At 69.3% G+C, this 18,408-nt stretch carries 13 protein-coding genes and 2 pseudogenes; 6 read left to right on the top strand and 9 right to left on the bottom strand.

Features of this window, described 5'->3' with window-relative positions; genetic code table 11:
* Positions 1-237, top strand: a pseudogene (locus ABDW21_RS06345) (NAD(P)/FAD-dependent oxidoreductase); the annotation flags it as partial.
* A gap of 155 nt (positions 238-392) precedes the next feature.
* On the opposite strand, the gene ABDW21_RS06350 reads toward ABDW21_RS06345, so the two are convergent.
* The 3 genes from ABDW21_RS06350 to ABDW21_RS06360 all read right to left on the bottom strand — a co-directional run bounded on the left by ABDW21_RS06350 (position 393) and on the right by ABDW21_RS06360 (position 6,459).
* The gene (locus ABDW21_RS06350) at positions 393-1,856 is read right to left on the bottom strand and encodes a lipase maturation factor family protein (RefSeq protein WP_343710195.1); all 1,464 of its coding nucleotides are present in this window, start codon (positions 1,854-1,856) and stop codon (positions 393-395) included.
* Positions 1,857-2,033: 177 nt separating this feature from the next.
* Positions 2,034-6,230 (bottom strand): alpha-(1->3)-arabinofuranosyltransferase family protein, encoded by a 4,197-nt coding sequence (locus tag ABDW21_RS06355; protein WP_343600341.1) that lies wholly within the window; start codon positions 6,228-6,230, stop codon positions 2,034-2,036.
* A 55-nt stretch (positions 6,231-6,285) separates the two neighbouring features.
* Complete coding sequence (locus ABDW21_RS06360; protein ID WP_343600329.1) at positions 6,286-6,459, bottom strand: DUF2613 domain-containing protein; 174 nt, start codon at positions 6,457-6,459, stop codon at positions 6,286-6,288.
* Between the two features lie 110 nt (positions 6,460-6,569).
* Between ABDW21_RS06360 and ABDW21_RS06365 the strand changes: the two genes are divergently transcribed.
* The 3 genes from ABDW21_RS06365 (at position 6,570) to ABDW21_RS06375 (ending at position 9,723) form a co-directional block, all read left to right on the top strand.
* Positions 6,570-7,694 carry a glycoside hydrolase family 3 N-terminal domain-containing protein gene (locus ABDW21_RS06365; protein ID WP_343600328.1) on the top strand — a complete coding sequence of 375 codons (1,125 nt, stop codon included), beginning with the start codon at positions 6,570-6,572 and terminating at the stop codon, positions 7,692-7,694.
* A 71-nt stretch (positions 7,695-7,765) separates the two neighbouring features.
* Positions 7,766-8,398 (top strand): TetR/AcrR family transcriptional regulator, encoded by a 633-nt coding sequence (locus ABDW21_RS06370; protein ID WP_343600326.1) that lies wholly within the window; start codon positions 7,766-7,768, stop codon positions 8,396-8,398.
* A 26-nt stretch (positions 8,399-8,424) separates the two neighbouring features.
* Positions 8,425-9,723: a chloride channel protein gene (locus ABDW21_RS06375; RefSeq protein ID WP_343600324.1), complete on the top strand. Its 1,299-nt coding sequence runs from the start codon at positions 8,425-8,427 to the stop codon at positions 9,721-9,723.
* A gap of 36 nt (positions 9,724-9,759) precedes the next feature.
* On the opposite strand, the gene ABDW21_RS06380 is transcribed toward ABDW21_RS06375, so the two are convergent.
* Both ABDW21_RS06380 and ABDW21_RS06385 read right to left on the bottom strand, forming a co-directional pair.
* Positions 9,760-10,602: a MaoC/PaaZ C-terminal domain-containing protein gene (locus tag ABDW21_RS06380; protein WP_343600340.1), complete on the bottom strand. Its 843-nt coding sequence runs from the start codon at positions 10,600-10,602 to the stop codon at positions 9,760-9,762.
* 12 nt (positions 10,603-10,614) lie between these two features.
* A complete protein-coding gene (locus tag ABDW21_RS06385; RefSeq protein ID WP_343600322.1) occupies positions 10,615-11,991 on the bottom strand; it encodes a 3-oxoacyl-ACP reductase in 1,377 nt (458 codons plus the stop codon).
* A gap of 212 nt (positions 11,992-12,203) precedes the next feature.
* On the opposite strand from ABDW21_RS06385, the gene ABDW21_RS06390 reads away from it, so the two are divergent.
* A complete protein-coding gene (locus ABDW21_RS06390) occupies positions 12,204-13,481 on the top strand; it encodes an acetyl-CoA C-acetyltransferase (protein WP_343600339.1) in 1,278 nt (425 codons plus the stop codon).
* 203 nt (positions 13,482-13,684) lie between these two features.
* Here the strand turns inward: ABDW21_RS06390 and ABDW21_RS06395 are convergent, their stop codons facing one another.
* The gene (locus ABDW21_RS06395; RefSeq protein ID WP_343600320.1) at positions 13,685-14,353 is read right to left on the bottom strand and encodes a class I SAM-dependent methyltransferase; all 669 of its coding nucleotides are present in this window, start codon (positions 14,351-14,353) and stop codon (positions 13,685-13,687) included.
* Positions 14,354-14,696: 343 nt separating this feature from the next.
* A complete protein-coding gene (locus ABDW21_RS06400; protein WP_343600316.1) occupies positions 14,697-16,532 on the bottom strand; it encodes an acyl-CoA dehydrogenase in 1,836 nt (611 codons plus the stop codon).
* 416 nt (positions 16,533-16,948) lie between these two features.
* Between ABDW21_RS06400 and ABDW21_RS06405 the strand changes: the two genes are divergently transcribed.
* Complete coding sequence (locus tag ABDW21_RS06405) at positions 16,949-17,437, top strand: flavin reductase family protein (RefSeq protein WP_343600314.1); 489 nt, start codon at positions 16,949-16,951, stop codon at positions 17,435-17,437.
* A 6-nt stretch (positions 17,438-17,443) separates the two neighbouring features.
* Here the strand turns inward: ABDW21_RS06405 and ABDW21_RS06410 are convergent, their stop codons facing one another.
* Positions 17,444-18,190 carry a succinate dehydrogenase/fumarate reductase iron-sulfur subunit gene (locus ABDW21_RS06410; RefSeq protein WP_343600312.1) on the bottom strand — a complete coding sequence of 249 codons (747 nt, stop codon included), beginning with the start codon at positions 18,188-18,190 and terminating at the stop codon, positions 17,444-17,446.
* Positions 18,191-18,408 (bottom strand): annotated as a pseudogene (locus ABDW21_RS06415) (fumarate reductase/succinate dehydrogenase flavoprotein subunit); the annotation flags it as partial.

Raw genomic sequence — 18,408 nt, forward strand, 5'->3', positions numbered from 1 at the left:
AGAACCATTTTGGACGGCGGCCAGATTCCCGCCGAGCGCAACGCGCTGTACGTCGACTGCACCGCGGACGGACTGCAACGGTGTCCTGCCATGCCGGTGTTCGACGGCCGCCGCATCACGCTGCAAAGCGTGCGCGGGTGTCAGCGGGTGTTCAGCGCCGCGTTCATCGCGCATGTCGAGGTGGCCCGCGGCGACGACGCCCGCAAGAACGAACGCTGCACGCCGGTGCCGCATCCGGGTACGCCAGCGAGCTCTGCAGATGAGCACATCGGCGCTCACGCGAGCCGCCGACCACCTCGAAGAGCTGCTGACCGATTGAACGGCAAGCAAATCCAGCCGTTGGTCGGCGATCGTCACCGACGCCCGGGTGTTGTCCAACCGCTCGACGCCGCTCACCCCTTGCGCAGGGACGGCCGGCCGGCCGCCGGGTTGTTGCCCAACGCGATCGGCGGCAGGTAGCCGCCCTCCAGTGTGCGATGCCACCAGGCCCTTTCGCGGCGCAGTTCATGCCACGTCGTGAAGCGGTACCGGTAGAGCTGGGCGCGCACGTAGCGCGGCGGGGACTGTTGGAACGGATTGCGACGCAGCAGGCGCAGCGTCGACGGGTCGTTGCGCAGCAGGGCCACCATGAACTCGCGCAACCACGGGGTGGCGTAGTGCGGTGAGATGGCGGCGAACCACATCAGCCAGTCCAGCCGCAGATGATACGGCGCCCACTGCCGCGGCAGCCGGTGCACGTCCCCCGGCTTTCCCTTGAACTCGTATGCCTTCCAAACGGTCTGGGCGGTGACCCGCGCCTCGTCGGTGCCTTCGATCACCACCTCGCGGCGGGTCCGGCCGATGCTGCCGAACGCACCGTAGGTGTTGACCAGATGAAACGGGTTGAACGACATGTTCATCCGCTGCCGTCGTGACATCATGTTGCGCACCGGCCAGTAGCTCAGCACCGTCGACACCACCGCGAACACGATGACCAGGACGGCGAACCACTGCGGCGGCGCCGTGAGCCCGGGGCGCGCCGGGACAGGCAACACCGCCGCCGCCGACTTTGCGTCGATCACGCTGGCGCCCAACAGGATTGTCAGCCAGTTGAGCCAGGCGAAGTTCCCGGACGCCACCAGCCACAGCTGGGTGACGACGACGACCGCGCCGGCCGTGCTCGCCACCGGCTGCGGCGCGAACAAACCGAAGGGCACGACAAGTTGGGCGACGTGGTTGCCCGCCGCCTCGATCCGGTGCAGCGGCTTGGGCAGACGATGGAAGAACCAGCTCAGCGGCCCGGGCATCGGCTGCGTCTCGTGGTGGTAGTACAGGCAGGTCAGGTCGCGCCAGCACCGGTCGCCGCGCAGCTTGATCAGGCCGGCGCCGAACTCGAGCCGGAACAGCAGCAACCGCGCCAGCCACACCGTCAGCACCGGCGGCGCCACCCGTTCGTCGCCGAGGAAGATCGCCAGGAACCCGGCCTCGCACAGCAGCGACTCCCAGCCGAACGAATACCAGGTCTGCCCGACGTTGACGATCGACAGGTAGAGAACCCAGACCAGCAGCCACATCGTCATCACCGCCCACAGCGGCGCCAGACGGGCCGCACCGGCGGCAAGGGCCGCGCTCGTCGCGGCGCCCACCCAGGCGACGGTGGCGAAAAACCGGTCGGAGTAGTGAAAGTGGAAGATGCTGGGCGCCTGCCGGAAGGCCAGCCGTGCCACATAGCGCGGCACCGGCAGCATCCCGTGCTCTCCGATCAACGCGCGGAACTGGAGCGCGGCCGCGACGAACGCGATCAGGTAGACGACGGCGATGCCGCGCTCCAGGATCAGCCGGCCCAACCAATAGTCGGGTGCGCTAGACCATCCCATGCCCGCAGCTCCCTGGACGGTGGACGTTCCCCGACTATTGTCGCGCGTGTCCGGCCGGGCTGACAGCGAACCCTGACAGTAAACCCTGACAGTAAACGGAGGTATACGGCGATCGGGCCCCTCGAGAGTGCGCGCAGGGCTGCCAACTACACCGAAATCACGGCCGTGGCTGCAATGTCAATCGTGGGGGATCGGCTTGACCGCGACCACCGATGCGGCCACGGCGGACAGCGACATCAGCGCCAGCAGCTGCACAGCCGCCGAATGCCCGGCGTAGCCGTCCACCGACCGCCAGGGATGCCGGGACAGCGCCGCCGCGGCCAGAATCAGTCCGCCCGCGCTCACCGCCACGGCGTCGCGCACACAAGCCCGGTCCCGCAGCGCCCACCGCAGGCCCAGCGCGGCCCCGAACACGGCGACGCCCGCCGCCCCGGCGATCACCGCGCCGGCAGCCAGCACCCCGACCGACGCCCAGGCTCCCGGCGCCCACGGTCGCGCGGGTGGATCGACACGGCGCCGCCGCCCCGGCCACCCCGCCATCAAGGCCAGCAGTGGCACCAGCGCCAGCCCACCGGCCAGGCCCGCACGGTAGGCCGGGTTGGGCGCGAAGCTCAGCGTGACGGTGCCGGAGGTTCCCGCCGGCACCACCCAGCCCTGCTGCCAGCCGTTGACCGCGACCGGCGTCAGCCGCGCCCCGGTGCCGGTGTGCGCCACCCAGCCGCGGTTGATGCTCTCCGGGACGACCAGCACCCGGGGCGTGGTCGCCGGCGGCACCCGTACGTCCCGGCGAGCCGGACCCCATGCTCCGGTGTGAACGGAAACAGTTGGCGCGCTTGATATTTCAGCAGCCAACGGACCGGACAGCTGGGCGCCGTCGACAACGAACTGCTCCCCGGGGCTGATCAGCAGCTCTTGGCGGCCGGCCGGCAGCGCGATCGGCTCGGGTTCGCACGGCCGGGCCGCCACCGGCGCGCCCTGCAGCAGCGCGCCGACTGTGGCGCGGACGGCGGTGTGCACGAAGCGCCCGGCGATCGCGATCACCGGGCCGTGAGCGCAGTCGACGGTGATGTCCCGCGAGCGGTTGCGGGCGGCGTCGGCGGCTGCAACAGGATCGCCGCCGCCGCCGAGCACCGTGACCTCGGCCAGCCCCGGCGGTTTGAGCTGGTCGAAGCCCAGCGCGGTACGGTCGATGACGTCGTCCCAGTCGAGCAGGCTGACGGTGACGGTGTCGGTGACCCGGGGATGCAGCGGCACCTGCTGTGCCTCGGCGCCGTCACCGGACTGCAGCCGCCGGACCTGCGGGCCGTCACCCAGGTCGACGGCGACCATGCTCGGATTGGTCGGCACCGCCGACCGGCTCGGGCGCAGCCGCAATCCAGTCACCTCGGTGGGCCGGGGCAGGGTCAGCGTGAGTGTCGGTGGTGTTTTGTGCTGCACCACCCGCTGCGGCGCCGTCCACGCGGTGGCCGGATCCCCGTCGGTGGCGGCGTAGGCCGAACCGCGAACGTCGAGCAGATCGGAGTCGCCGCGGGCGCGGGTGGTGCCGGGCTCGGCGACCAGGTCTGCCAGCGTGGGGCCCTGCCGGGCCCGCACCCACACCGTCGGCGTCACCGACACCGGCTGCGGCACGGTCAGCGTGCGGCTGAAGGTCGCGGGTTCTTCGGGGGCCAGCGCCATCGACGCCGCGCAGCGCACGTCGCCGGGGCCGTCGGCGCACCCCGGCCTGCCCGACGGCTCCGGGCCCAGATCCCAGCGCGCGACCGCCGAACCCGGCGGCGGCCCGGGAACCAGCACGGTGTGCCGCAGGTCGACCGGATGGGCGAATCCCGACGCGTCGTACTGGGTGATGGACAGATCGGTGACGCCGAACTGCACACCGCCGGAGCCGTCGTCGGTGCCGATGGCGGTGATCCGCACCCAGGGTGTCTCGCCGTAGGGCAGCGCCGCGGACAGCGGCGTGCCGGGCTCGTCGAAGCGCAGCGTGGTGGTGCCGTTGACGGTAGCCACCTGGATCCGGTCGACCTGGGCGCCGACGGCGGTCGCGCTCGGCGTGAGGGTGAGGACGGCGTTGGTCACCGGGTGGTTGAAATCGACCTGGAGCCATTGGCCGACCGCGGACTGCAGCGCGTTGGACACCCACGCGGTTCCCGGGTCGCCGTCGATCGCGGCGGCCGGCGAGGTGGCCGCCGCCACGTCGGGTAGCGCGGTGGCGTCCGACGAGGAGCTGGAGGCCGTCAGCCGGCCACCGGCCCAGCCGCCGTACACGGTGTCCGCGCCCGGCGCGGGGTAGTCCGGCACCCGGTTGTGGGTGTGCCGGCTGTCGCCGGCGGCACGGGCGGCCGACGAGTGGTTGTCGACCCGGCCGTAGTCGCTCTCCCGCGCGACCGGGGTGTCGGTGACGGTGACCCCGGCCTGTCCGGGCGCCGGCAACCCGGCCGCGCGGGCGTCGGCGGTCAGCAGCACCGGGCCCAGCGCGGGCAGGCCGGCCAGGCGGCGGTGCTCGTCGAGGCGCAGCAGCACCTCCGGCCCGCCGTCGACGCGCGGCAACCGGTCGATGCCGGCGAGGTAGGGGGCGGCGGGATCGCCGACGGCCGCGGTGACCCGGTAGATCTCCACGGCGGGGTAGCGGGGCCGCAACCCGCTGTCGCTGACGAATCCCGGTACCGGTCCGGGCCCGACGGGCGCGCCGAACTGCGCCACCTTCTGCAGCCGCGGCGACCCGGTGATCGCGCCGTGCACCAGGATCGGCCGGGCCGACCGCGACGTGTCCGGATCCAGATCGTTGCGCAGCACTACGTACGAAATGCCTTGTTGGGCAAGGGTATCGGCGAGGCCTGCGGACGGCCGCCCCGCGGCGAGCAGGCGTTGCACCGAGTCCAGCGCCCGAATCGTCGGCGGCGGGGTCAGCGGAATCGAGTCGCGCACTCCCCACGGGCTCTCGCCGAGGACCTGCAGCGGCTCGTCGTGGCTGGTGCCCCACACCTGGGTGGCGAACGGCGCGCCGGGCACCACCAGCACCCGGCCCGGCGTCGGGGTACCGGTGTTGTGCGCGGTCAGCCAGTCCGCGGCGTCACGCCAGTACTGCGGGATGGCGCGGAACGTACCCGGCGCAGCGATCCGCCCGGTCCACGCCAGCGACGTGCCGACCATCAACGCGACCAGGACGACGATCGCCGCCGCGACGCGTTTGTCCCGTTCGGGGTGGGCGAACGCACGGGCCCAGACCGGTGTCGGCGCGCTGCCCGGCAGCGGCACCCGGCCCAGCAGCTCCGCCAGTCCCAGCACCAGCGGGATCCGGATCAGCGACTCCAGCTTGTGCACGTTGCGCAGCGGCGCGCCGCCGCCGTCCAGGAACGCCTGCACCTGATGCGCCAGCGGCGACCCCAGCCCGCCGGAGTAGCCGGCGGTGATCAGCACCACCCCGACCAGCAGCATCGTCAGCAGGCGCCCCCGCGCCGTGATCCCGCCCGTCGCCAGCCCCGCCAACCCGGCCGCGGCAACCAGGCTGGTGCCCAGCACGGCCACCGACCCGGTGACCAGCGGCGCGCCCGCGGTGGCCGCGGGCGCCACGAACGGCGTCCAGATGTCGGTCCCGCGCAGCACCTCCACCAGCGACGACCACTGCGTGGTCACACCCGAGGACTCGATGAAGTCCAGGAACGGCGGGCTGATCCGGGCCATCAGGACCAAGGGACCGAGCCACCACGACGTCGCCAGCGTCAGCGCCACCAGCCACCACCCGGTGTAGCGCCACCACACCCGGTTCGGCCGGTGACAGGCCCACCACAGGACGGCGGGCAGGCAGCCGGCCAGTGTGGCGATCGCGTTGACTGCCCCCATCAGCGCCACCGCCAGCCCGGCGTGGGCGGCCAGCCGCCGCACCGAGCGGCCCGGCTCGGCGCGCAGCGCCAGGATCGTCGGCAGCAGCACCCACGGCGCCAGCATGATCGGCAGCGTTTCCGACGAGATCGATCCCAACGTGGTCAGCACCCGTGGCGACAGCGCGAACGCGCCCGCGGCGAGCGCGCGTGACGTCGGCGTGCCGATGTTCAACGCCTCGGCGACGCGCAGCAGCCCCCAGAACCCGACGGTGAGCAGCACCGCCCACCACAGCCGCTGGGTGACCCAGCCGGGCAGCCCCAGCAGATGACCGGCCGCGAAGAAGGTGCCGTGCGGGAACAGGTAGCCGTAAGCCTGGTTCTGCGCCTGCCCGAACGGCAGTTCGCTGTTCCACAGGTTGGTGGCGCGGGCCAAAAAGCGCAGCGGGTTGGCGGTGAGGTCCAGTTTGGTGTCCGGTGAGATCTGCCCGGGCGACTGGGCGAAACTCAACGCCAGCGACGTGGTCGCGACGACCCACAACCAGCTCCGCGACAGCGACGACGGCGCCGGCTCGCCAGCGTGAGCCGCTGCGGCGGCCGGGGCCGCGGGGCTAGCTGCGGTTGCCGTACTCAACCCGGTTGAGCACCGACGACTGCGGATCTCCCCCCGGCAGCGGCGGCTTGGTGTCCTGCTGCACCATCAGGGTGACACCGAAGATCGCGGCCGCGCCGAGCAGCAGCCCGACCACCACGCTGGCTGCGGCGGACGCAACGAACCGGTTCATCGGGGCTCCTCGGGATCGTGGTCGCGGTCAGTGGCCAAACTAGCAGAACGTGCGGCGAGGGCTGCCGCTCACCTGCGGGGTCCCGCATCGGCCCGTGACAGCATGGGCGGATGGTTTTCGCACGCACGGTGTTGGTGCTCGTCGCGGTGTCCTCGCTGGCCGTCGCCTGCGGCTCGCACCCCCAGCGGCCCGGGCCGGCCGTCTCGTCGTCGGCGGCGGCCAAGCCCCCGTGCGGGTCGGCGGACTTGTCCACCCGCGACAAGCTGGCCCAACTGCTGATGGTGGGGGTGCGTGACGGCGCCGACGCCCGCGCCGTCGTTGCGAACCACCACGTCGGGGGGATCTTCATCGGCAGCTGGACCGACCTGTCGATGCTGACCGACGGCTCGCTGCCGGCCATCGTGCAGGCGGGGCCGGTCCCGGCGGCGGTCAGCGTCGACGAGGAGGGCGGACGGGTGTCGCGGTTATCGTCGCTGATCGGATCCGCCCCCTCGGCGCGGGTCTTGGCGGCCACCCGCAACGTCGAGCAGGTCTATGCCCTGGCGTTGGACCGTGGCCGCGCGATGCACGACCTGGGCATCACCGTCGACTTCGCGCCGGTTGTCGACGTCACCGACGCGCCCGACGACACCGTGATCGGCGACCGGTCGTTCGGCTCGGATCCGCAGACCGTCACCGCGTACGCCGGCGCGTATGCGCGCGGCCTGCGCGACGCCAAGCTGCTGCCGGTGCTCAAGCATTTCCCCGGACACGGGCGCGGCTCCGGCGACTCGCACACCGGCGGGGTGACGACGCCGCCGCTGGACGAGCTGCGCAACGACGACCTGGCGCCCTACCGGACGCTGATCACCGCCACCCCCGTCGGGGTCATGATGGGTCACCTGCAGGTTCCCGGGCTCACCGACGACCAGCCGGCCAGCCTGAGCCGTGCCGCCGTGCAGCTGCTGCGCGACGGAACGGGCTACGGCGGGCCGCCCTTCGACGGGCCGGTGTTCAGCGACGACCTGTCCAGCATGGCCGCGATCACCGAACGCTACGGGGTGGCCGAGGCGGTGTTGCGCACCCTGCGCGCCGGCAGCGACACCGCGCTGTGGGTGACCACCGGCGAGGTGCCCGCGGTGCTGGACCGGTTGGAGCAGGCGGTGGCCGCCGGCGAGCTGACCATGCGGGCTGTCGACGCCTCGGTGGCCCGGATGCTCACGGTCAAGGGTGCGCGACCCGGATGCGGGCGGTAACGGTGTACGTGGGCAGCGCTGTGCCTACTCTGGAGTCAGACGACCTCGGGGCAGCAACGAGAGGGACGAGCATGACAGGTGCCACCAAACGGCTGCCGCGTGCCGTCCGCGAACAGCAGATGCTCGACGCCGCTGTCCAGATGTTCTCGGTCAACGGCTACCACGAGACCTCGATGGACGCGATCGCAGCGAAGGCCGAGATTTCCAAGCCGATGCTCTACCTGTACTACGGCTCCAAGGAGGCGCTGTTCGGCGCCTGCCTGGACCGTGAGCTGAGCCGGTTCATCGCGGCCGTGCGGGACAGCATCGTCCTTGACCAGAATCCGAAAGATCTGCTGCGCAACACCATCGCGTCGTTCCTGCGCTACATCGACTCCAACCGGGCGTCGTGGCTGGTGATGTACACGCAGGCGACCAGCTCGCAGGCGTTCGCGCAGACCGTTCGTGAGGGACGTGAGCGGGTGATCGAGCTGGTGGCGGGTCTGTTGCGGACGGGTACCCGAAACCCTGAGCCCGACAACGACTTCGAGATGACGGCAGTCGCGCTGGTGGGCGCCGGCGAGGCGGTGGCCAACCGGCTCAGCGCCGGCGACACCGACGTCGAACAAGCAGCGGAGCTGATGAACACCCTGTTTTGGCGTGGCCTCAAAGGCGCGCCGGCGGATCACGACGCCGCGCCCGAAGTCATCGGCAGCTCCGGGTAGTTGCAGTTCGTCCCGCGATTCACGCCGTGACCCGCCGCAACCTCGCCTTTGTCTGCGCCGTCGTGATCGTGGGGCTGGTGGCCGGTGTCGCCGGGTTGGCGACGACCGTGCTGCTGCGCAGTGTCGAGCACCTCACCTACCACTACACCTTCGGCAGTTTGCTCGGCGGTGTCACCGAGAGCAGCCCTGTTCGTCGGATCCTCGGACCGCTGGTCGGCGGTGCGCTGGCGGGATTGAGCTGGTGGGTCTTGCGGTGCAGGACGGATGTCCCGCCGCTGTCGGAGGCGATTGCGTGTAGGGATCGAATACGGTTGCGGCCGTTCAGCATTGACGCCGCCTTGCAGATTGTGGTGGTCGGATCCGGCGCGTCGCTTGGAAGGGAAGGGGCACCGCGCCAGTTCGCGGCTGCCCTCGGGGATTCGGCTACCCGATGGCTGAAACAGTTGTCTCGCCAGGACCGGGAATTGCTGCTGGCGTGTGCGGCGGGCGCCGGGCTCGGCGCGGTCTACGCGGTGCCGCTCGGTGGTGCGCTGTTCGCGGTGCGCGTTATGCAGCGGACCTGGCACCCTCGCGCACTCGGCGCGGCGTTGATCACGTCAAGCCTGGCTGTCGCGGTCGCGTCGGTCGTCACGCATGATCGGCCGATCCTGGATTGGCCCCGGCCGCAGCTGTCCTACGTGCTGACCGGTTACGCCTTGCTGCTGGCGCCGGTCACTCTTGCCGTCGGGGTGGGATTCAACCGCCTGATGGCGTCGGCACGCCGCACGTCGCTGAGGCGGACGTGGATGCTCGTCCCTGCTATCGCAGCTGCCGGACTCTTGATCGGTGTCTGCTCGCACTGGTGGCCCGAACTGCCCGGCAACGGCAGAAGCATCCTGACCGTCAGCCTGAACAGCGACATGACGCTCGCGGCGGCGGGCGCGATCTTGGTGCTGAAACCGCTTCTGACAGCGGTGTTTCTGCGTGCCGGAGCAACCGGCGGACTGCTCACCCCGTCGCTGGCCACCGGTGCCGCAGCGGGATCTCTGATGGCGCTGACGACCAATGCGGTGTTCGGGTCGCAGCTTCACGTGCCGGCCACGTCGTTGGCGGTTGCCGCCGGTGTTCTCGGCGTCACCCAGCGAGCTCCGCTGTGGGCGGCGATCATCGTGTGGGAACTGGCCGAGCCCCCGCTGTGGTTGTTGGCGGTTTTCCTGGCGGCCGCTCTCGGCGCGCACGGCCTGCGGGTTCTGCTCGAACATGGCCGCCGTCCCGGACCCCGTCGTCCCGGACCGACTGACCACGGTGCCGGGCTGCTCCCAGAATCCTTGCCCTCCCGTGACTGACCTGTTTCCCGTTTGAGGGCCTGTTGTACAGCTGTTTTACAGCCGTCGCACCGTGCCGGTCAGGTGTGGATAACCCTTGGGCAGGTGACGCAAGGTCAGATCCCAGCCGTCGTCGGCCCGGTCGATGTAGAGCCCGGCCGTGGCGGGCAGCACCACCGGTTTGGCGAACCGCACCGAATATGCCACGGCGTCGGGGAGTTGTCCTTGGATGTTTGCCAATACTGTTGCCGCGCTGAACATTCCGTGTGCGATCACGGCAGGGAAGCCGAACAACCGGGCGGCGATCGGGTTGGTGTGGATCGGGTTGTGGTCACCGCTGACGTTGGCGTAACGGCGGATCTGGCCGGGTGTGATCCGCAAGACAGCATTGGGCGGCGGCGGTTTGGGCTGTTTCTGCGGTGGCGGCTTGGGCTGGTCGGACAGGCTGGTGCGCTGCTGGTGCAGAAAGGTGGTCACCTGGTGCCATGCGGTGTCGTTGCCGACGCCGACGTCGGTGACCACGTCGACCAGCAGGCCCTTGCGATGCTCGCGCAGGTTCTCCGCATGCACCGCGACGCTGACGGTGTCGGTGACCGCGATTGGCCGGTACTGGGTGACGTGATTCTCGGTGTGCACGGATCCCATTGCGGGGAAGGGAAAGTCGAAGCCTGTCACCAGCGCCATCACGGTCGGGAATGTCAGCGTGAACGGGTAGGTCAACGGCACGGTGTCGCCGTAGCACAGCCCGGTGACCACCGCGTAGGCCGCCACGTTCGCGCGGTCGATCGGCACGTCGGCCGCCTTCAGGGTGCGGTCGGGCACCCGGTCGCCGCGCGGGATGAACGGCAACGCGCCGGCCGCGGCGCGCACCAGGTTCTTCAGGCCACCGGGTTGGCTCACCTCGGGCACGGCTCAGGCTCCCAGCATGGCCTGGCCACACACCCGAATCACATTGCCGGTCAACGCGTTCGACGCCGGATTGGCGAAGTAGGCGATGGTCTCGGCGACGTCCACCGGCTGCCCGCCCTGGAAAAGCGAGTTGAGCCGCCGGCCCACTTCGCGGGTGGCCAGCGGGATGGCCGCCGTCATCTGGGTTTCGATGAACCCGGGTGCTACGGCGTTGATCGTGATGCCCTTCTCGGCGAGCTTCGGCGCCAGCGCCTGGGTGAGACCGATCATGCCGGCCTTGGTGGTGGCGTAGTTGGTCTGTCCGCGGTTGCCCGCGATGCCGGCCATCGACGACAACCCGATCACCCGGCCGCCGTCGCCGATGCTGCCGTTGCCGACAAGCCCTTCGGTAAGGCGAAGCGGGGCAAGCAGATTGACGGACAACACGGCGTCCCAGCGGGCCTGGTCCATGTTGGCGAGCAGCTTGTCGCGGGTGATGCCGGCGTTGTTGACCAGGATGTCGGCGTGGCCGCCGTGGTGGTCGCGCAGGTGCTCGCTGATCGCGTCGACGGCGTCGCCGGCGGTGACGTCGAGCGTCAGCGCCGTGCCGCCGACCCGGCTGGCGGTTCTTTCCAGAGCCCCGGCGGCGGCCGGCACGTCGACGGCCACCACGCGGGCGCCGTCGCGGGCGAACACCTCGGCGATCGTCGCGCCGATGCCCCGGGCGGCGCCGGTGATGATGCCGACCCTGCCGTCGAGCGGGCGGTCCCAGTCGGCCGGCGGGCTGGCGTCGGCCGGCCCCACGGAGAACACCTGACCGTCGACGTAGGCCGATTTGCCCGACAGGATGAACCGCATGGTCGACTCCAGCCCGCTCACACCGGGTGTGGCGTCCGGCGCGAGATAGACCAGCGCGACGGTGGCTCCGCGGCGCAACTCCTTGCCCAGCGAGCGGGTGAAGCCCTCCAGTGCGCGCTGGGCGATCCGCTCGTCGGTGCTGCCCGCCTGATCGGGCGTGGTGCCGACGACGACGATCCGGCCACACGGGCCGACGTTGCGCAGCAACGGGGTGAAGAACTGGGGCAGGGCCGTCAACCCGGCCGGCGAGGTGATACCGGTGGCGTCGAACACCAGCCCCCCGAACGAGTCGGCCCACCGGCCGCCGAGGTTGTCGCCGACCAGGTCGTAGCCGGAGGCCAGTGCCGCGCGCAGCGGTTCCGCCACCCGGCCTGCCCGGTCTTCGGGGGAGCCGATCAGCAGCGACCCGGCCAGCGGCGGGTCACCGGCGTGGTAGCGGCGTAGCGTCTCGGGTTGGGGAATCCCGAGTTGCTTCGCCAGAAACGACCCGGTGGTTGACTTGGCGACCTGGGAGAACAGATCCGATGAAAGCTTGGGAGCCACTGAGTTGCCTTCCGTCCGGGGCGTGCCTGCCAACGACAACCTATCGAAGACTAAACTTACTCTGGAGTAAGAACAGCCGGTAGTACGGCCCCACCTTCGGATCACCCCGAACCGACGACACGGAGACCAGCGTGGCCACCACAGCTTCCACACCCCAGCCGTCCACACCCCAGCCGTCGACCGACCCGGCGCGGCGCGGACGACGGGTCGCCGTGCTGGGCGGCAACCGCATCCCGTTCGCGCGCTCGGACCGCGCCTACGCCGAGGCGTCCAACCAGGACATGTTCACCGCCGCGCTGAACGGGCTGGTGGACCGCTTCGGGCTGGCAGGCCAACGACTCGGCGCCGTCATCGGCGGTGCAGTGCTCAAGCACAGCCGCGACTTCAACCTGATGCGCGAGTGCGTCCTGGGTTCGGCGCTCTCGCCCTACACGCCGGCGTTCGACATGCAGCAGGCGTGCGGCACAGGGCTGCAGGCGGCGATCGCCGCGGCTGACGGGATTTCCGCCGGCCGGTACGAGGTCGCCGCCGCGGGCGGGGTGGACACCACCTCCGACGCGCCGATCGCGCTGGGTGCCGATCTGCGCCGCACGCTGCTGGCGCTGCGCCGGTCGAGGTCCAACCTGGCGCGGCTGAAGCTGGTCGGCAGGCTACCGGCCGACCTCGGGGTGGAGATCCCGGTCAACAGCGAGGCACGCACCGGGCTGTCGATGGGCGAGCACCAGGCCGTCACCACCAAGCAGATGGGGATCAAGCGGGTCGATCAGGACGAACTGGCCGTGGCCAGCCACCGCAACATGGCGGCCGCCTACGACCGCGGCTTCTTCGACGACCTGGTCAGCCCGTTTTTGGGGCTGTACCGCGACGACAACCTGCGGCCGGATGCGTCGGTGCAGAAGCTGGCGGCGCTCAAGCCCGTGTTCGGCGTGAAATCCGGGGACGCGACGATGACCGCGGGAAACTCCACGCCGCTGACCGACGGGGCCTCGGTGGCGCTGCTGGCCAGCGAGGACTGGGCCGCCGAGCACTCGCTGACGCCGCTGGCCTACGTCGTCGACGCCGAGACCGCTGCCGTCGACTACGTCGGCGGCAGCGACGGGCTGCTGATGGCACCGACCTACGCGGTGCCGCGGCTGCTGGCGAGAAACGGACTGCGACTGCAAGATTTTGATTTCTACGAGATCCACGAGGCGTTCGCCTCGGTGGTGCTGGCGCACCTGCGGGCCTGGGAGTCCGAAGACTACTGCAAGGGCCGGCTGGGCCTGGACGCGGCGCTGGGCGCCGTCGACCGGTCCAAGCTCAACGTCAACGGCTCGTCGCTGGCTGCCGGTCACCCGTTCGCGGCCACCGGCGCGCGGATCCTGGCCCAGGCCGCCAAGCAGCTGGCCGAGAAGAAAGCCGACAAATCCGGGGGGGCCGGACCGGTGCGGGCGCTGATCTCGATCTGCGCGGCCGGCGGCCAGGGCGTGGCCGCGATCCTGGAGGCCTGACAGGTCGTCAATTCATCCAGGTCATCAATTCATCGCGACACCCGGTTTGGTAACAGCGCCGGCCGGGTAGGCGATACAGCGGATGGCCCCGTGTTGTCGCCAGACCCCCGACCCGTCGGCAACACGGGGCTTTCCCAGCGGGGATGTGGCGACGCATTCGACGCATCGGCCGGTGTGCAGCTCGGCCATCACCGCCCGCGGCACTAAAGCTTCACGGTGAGTTCCAGCCCGCCGGAAAAGGGAAGCGTCTGCGTGAGAAATTCGTTCGCCGGATCGCGGATGAAGTCGAAGTAGTCCGCGTAGTCCTCGGCGTGGCTGGTGGTGTTGTCCGTGACGACGACCGCCCCGGGCCGCAGGTGCGGAGTGATCAATTCGAGAGCGGGTCGCGCCATTTCGGTCCAGATATCGATCAGGGCGAAGTCGACGGGACCCTCGATCACCGTCAACGTTTCGCGGAGGTCACCTTCACGCAGGTCTACCAATTCGGCCAGTCCCGCGGCTTGCAGGTTCTGCCGCGCAGCGGCAGCCTTCTCCGGCTCGTACTCGGTGGCGATCACGATCCCGGGTGTCTGGTCGGCGGCCGCGACCAGCTGAACCGCGTGGGCCAGCTGCAGTGTCGACACCGCGTAGGAGGTGCCGGCTTCGACCACTCGCTTGGCCCGTAACGCGATGCAGAGCTTCGCACAGAACTGAGCCTTGTCCCGATCGAGGGCGACCATCTTGTCAGCCAGAAAACGGTTGGTGCCGGCGTCGAGGCGGCCCCAACCACTGCCTCCGGAAACAGCGTGCTCGGCGAAGTAGTCCCCCAGCTCCGGCTCCTGACCGATGCTGACCGCGTACAACCGGTCCAGGAGTGCATCGAGATTTGCCACGACGTGAGTCTATGGCCTGCCGCGGACTACGAGTCTCGCCCCGCTCACCATGAAGCTCCCGCTCACCATGAAGCTCCCGCTCACCATGAAGCTCCCGCTCACCATGAAGCTCCCGATCACCATGAGGCTCCCGATCACCATGAAGCTATGGTGCTGCGGGCCGGCGTGACGATCGTGACCCGCAAACTGCAGCGGGCGACATCGACCGCGCCGCCACATCCCAGCTGGGGATGCCGCCCGTACCGGCCCGCCGGCCGTCGCCGAGGCGGCATGACGGTTTACGAACAGGCTCTTGCTGACAAGGCTTCCTTCTGACGGGGGACTGCCGCGTCGGTTCCGCCGCTCAGAACGCGGCTTCGTCGAGTTCCATGATGTCGTTGTCGATCGACTCGACGACCTGGCGGGTGCTGGTCAACAGCGGCAGGAAGTTCTTCGCGAAGAACGACGCCACCGCAATCTTGCCCTCGTAGAAGGCTTGGTCGTTGCCGCTGGCGCCGCCGTCGAGCGCCTCGACGGCGACCGCGGCCTGCCGCTGCAGCAGCCAGCCGATGACCAGGTCGCCGACGCTCATCAGGAAGCGCACCGAGCCCAGGCCGACCTTGTACACGCTGGCGACGTCCTCCTGCGCGGCCATCAGGTAGCCGGTCAGCGCAGCTGCCATCGCCTGCACCTCGGCCAGCGCGGTGGCCAGCAGCGCCCGCTCGGCCTTCAGCCGGCCGTTGCCGGCCTCGTTCTTGACGAACTCCTCGATCTGGCCCGAAACATGAGCCAGGGCCACGCCCTTGTCGCGGATGATCTTACGGAAGAAGAAGTCCTGCGCCTGGATGGCCGTGGTGCCCTCGTAGAGGGAGTCGATTTTTGCGTCGCGGATGTACTGCTCGACGGGGTAGTCCTGCAGGAAGCCGGATCCGCCAAAGGTCTGCAGGCTCTCGGTGAGCTTGGCGTAGGCCTGCTCGGAGCCCACCCCCTTGACCACGGGCAGCATCAGGTCGTTGACCCTGACCGCCAGGTCGGCGTCCATGCCGTGCACCGCCTCGGAGACTTCGGCGTCCTGGAAGGTCGCAGTGTAGAGGTAGAGCGCTCGAAGTCCCTCCGCGTAGGCCTTCTGGGTCATCAGGCTGCGCCGCACATCCGGGTGGTGGGTGATGGTCACCCGCGGGGCGGTCTTGTCGGTCATCTGGGTCAGGTCGGCGCCTTGGACGCGGGTTTTCGCGTACTCCAGCGCGTTGAGGTAGCCGGTGGACAGCGTGGCGATCGCCTTGGTGCCGACCATCATCCGGGCCTGCTCGATGACCTCGAACATCTGCGCGATGCCGTCGTGCACCTCGCCGACCAGCCAGCCCTTGGCCGGCACCCCGTGCTGGCCGAAGGTCAGCTCGCAGGTCGCGGACGCCTTCAGGCCCATCTTGTGCTCGACGTTGGTGACGAACACACCGTTGCGCTCACCCAGCTCGCCGCTCTCGGCGTCGAACAGGAACTTGGGGACGAAGAACAGCGACAGCCCCTTCGTGCCGGGCCCGGCGCCCTCCGGACGGGCCAGCACCAGGTGGAAGATGTTCTCGAACACGTCGCCGGAGTCCGCGGAGGTGATGAACCGCTTGACACCGTCGATGTGCCAAGACCCGTCGTCCTGCTGCACGGCCTTGGTGCGGGCCGCACCGACGTCGGAGCCGGCGTCGGGCTCGGTGAGCACCATGGTCGAGCCCCACCCACGCTCGGCGGCCAGCACAGCCCACTTCTTCTGCTCTTCGGTACCCAGGTGGTAGAAAATGTTGGCGAAGCCGGGGCCGCCCGCGTACATCCACACCGCCGGGTTGGCGCCGAGGAGGTGCTCGTGCAGCGCCCACATCAGCGCCTTGGGCATCGGCATCCCGCCGAGCTCCTCGTCGACGCCGGCCTTGTCCCAACCGGCGTCGGCAACCGCGCGCACGGACGCCTTGAACGCCTCGGGCAGCGTCACGGAGTGCGTCTCCGGGTCGAAGGTCGGCGGGTTGCGGTCGCCTTCGGCGAACGACTCGCCCACCGGTCCCTCGGCCAGCCTGCTCATCTCGGTCAGCATCTCGCGAGCCGTGTCGACGTCCAGGTCACTGAACTGGCCTTTTTCGAAGGCCTTGTCCACGCCGAACACTTCGAACAAGTTGAACAGCTGGTCGCGCACGTTGCTGCGGTAGTGGCTCACGTGCTCCTCCTCGTTGAGAATGCCACTTGCGGTTGGATACTCGAAGAGTCAAGTTACCCACCAGTAATAGCCTCAAGCTATACCCATCGGCGATCCGCGCGCAACATAGTGTGAGGCAAATTTCATAAGCTAAGTAACCAACCGGTTGGGAAGTGTGCTGTCGAGCCGACGGGACACCTCCCACCAGCGGTGATGATGGGCACGGGGTAACGGCGCCAGCCTGTTGCGGCACCAGCCTGTTGCGGCACTGGGCGGCGTCGTTGGACAACCCGGTTGGGTAACCCGCCCGAGGTGTTCGACGCGGTCTGCCCGCCCGCCGCCCGCGCGTGCGGGGACGCGCCGGGTACCGCCGAGAAGGCGGCAAACCCCGAGTAGGGTCGGGAGCACGAAAGTCCCGTCGACTCGATTGATGCCCGGTGAACTCACCCGACAACCTGACGCCGTCCTCACTGCGCGAGGCCTTTGGTCATTTTCCGTCCGGAGTCGTGGCCATCGCCGCCGAAGTCGACGGAGTCCGGGAAGGCTTGGCGGCCAGCACGTTCGTGCCGGTGTCGCTGGATCCGCCGCTGGTTTCGTTCTGTGTGCAAAACTCCTCGACGACCTGGCCGAAACTCAAAAAGGTTGCTGCACTGGGGATCAGCGTGCTCGGTGAGGCACACGACGCGGCGGTGCGCACGCTGGCCGCCAAGACCGGAGACCGGTTCGTCGGCTTGGAGACGGTGTCCAACAGCACTGGTGCCGTGTTCATCAAGGGCACCAGCGTGTGGCTGGAGAGCACAGTCGACCAACTGATACCGGCCGGCGACCACACCATCGTCGTGCTGCGGGTCAGCGATGTTCAGGTGAACCCGGCGGTGGCGCCTATCGTGTTTCACCGCAGCGTTTTACGCCGGCTCGGCATCTGAGGCGGGTCAGCGGCGGAACAGCTTGTCGCCCAGCCACACCAGGGGGTCGTAGCGGTGACCGGCGACGCGCTCCTTCATCGGGATGATCGCGTTGTCGGTGATCTTGATGCCCTCGGGGCACACCTCGGTGCAGCACTTGGTGATGTTGCATAACCCGAGGCCCGCGTCGTCCTGGGCCAGGTCCCGGCGGTCGGCGGTGTCGAGCGGATGCATCTCCAGTTCGGCGAGCCGGATGAAAAAGCGCGGGCCGGCGAACGCCTTCTTGTTGTCCTCGTGGTCGCGGATCACGTGGCAGACGTTCTGGCACAGGAAACATTCGATGCACTTGCGGAACTCCTGAGAACGTTCCACGTCTTGCTGCGCCATCCGGTACTCGCCTGGCTGAAGGTCCTTCGGTGGCGCGAAAGACGGTATCTGGCGGGCCTTTTCGTAGTTGAAGGACACGTCGGTGACCAGGTCCCGAATCACCGGGAAGGTGCGCATCGGTGTCACTGTGATCACTTCGTCCTCGGCGAACGTCGACATCCGGGTCATGCACATCAGTCTCGGTTTGCCGTTGACCTCCGCCGAGCACGATCCGCATTTGCCGGCTTTGCAGTTCCACCGCACGGCAAGGTCGGGTGTCTGAGTCTGTTGCAGACGGTGGATGACGTCGAGCACCACCTCGCCTTCGTTGACCTCGACGGTGAAGTCCTGCAGCGCACCGCCGTCCGCGTCGCCGCGCCATATCCGCATGCTGGCGTTGTAGGTCATCTAGCTTCTCCGTCCCGGATGCTCCGCCAGCTCGTTGTCGGTGTAGTACTTGTCCAGCTCGGCGATGTCGAAGAGTTCCAGCAGGTCGGGTCGCATCGGGACTTGCGTTTCGCGGCTGATGCGAATGTGCGGGACGGCGGAGTCGCCGGTCCCGTCGTCACCGGTCCCGTCGTCACCGGCCCGGCACACCAGCAAGGTGTCGCGCCAGTTGGCGTCCA

The organism is Mycobacterium sp., assembly GCF_039583805.1.
Taxonomy (GTDB): domain Bacteria; phylum Actinomycetota; class Actinomycetes; order Mycobacteriales; family Mycobacteriaceae; genus Mycobacterium.

Bases quoted from the DNA above. Each gene is read 5' to 3' on its own strand.
- ABDW21_RS06360 (WP_343600329.1), bottom strand. From the start codon at position 6,459: ATGAACCGGTTCGTTGCGTCCGCCGCAGCCAGCGTGGTGGTCGGGCTG.
- ABDW21_RS06370 (WP_343600326.1), top strand. From the start codon at position 7,766: ATGACAGGTGCCACCAAACGGCTGCCGCGTGCCGTCCGCGAACAGCAG.
- ABDW21_RS06350 (WP_343710195.1), bottom strand. From the start codon at position 1,856: ATGGGATGGTCTAGCGCACCCGACTATTGGTTGGGCCGGCTGATCCTG.
- ABDW21_RS06365 (WP_343600328.1), top strand. From the start codon at position 6,570: ATGGTTTTCGCACGCACGGTGTTGGTGCTCGTCGCGGTGTCCTCGCTG.
- ABDW21_RS06410 (WP_343600312.1), bottom strand. From the start codon at position 18,190: ATGACCTACAACGCCAGCATGCGGATATGGCGCGGCGACGCGGACGGC.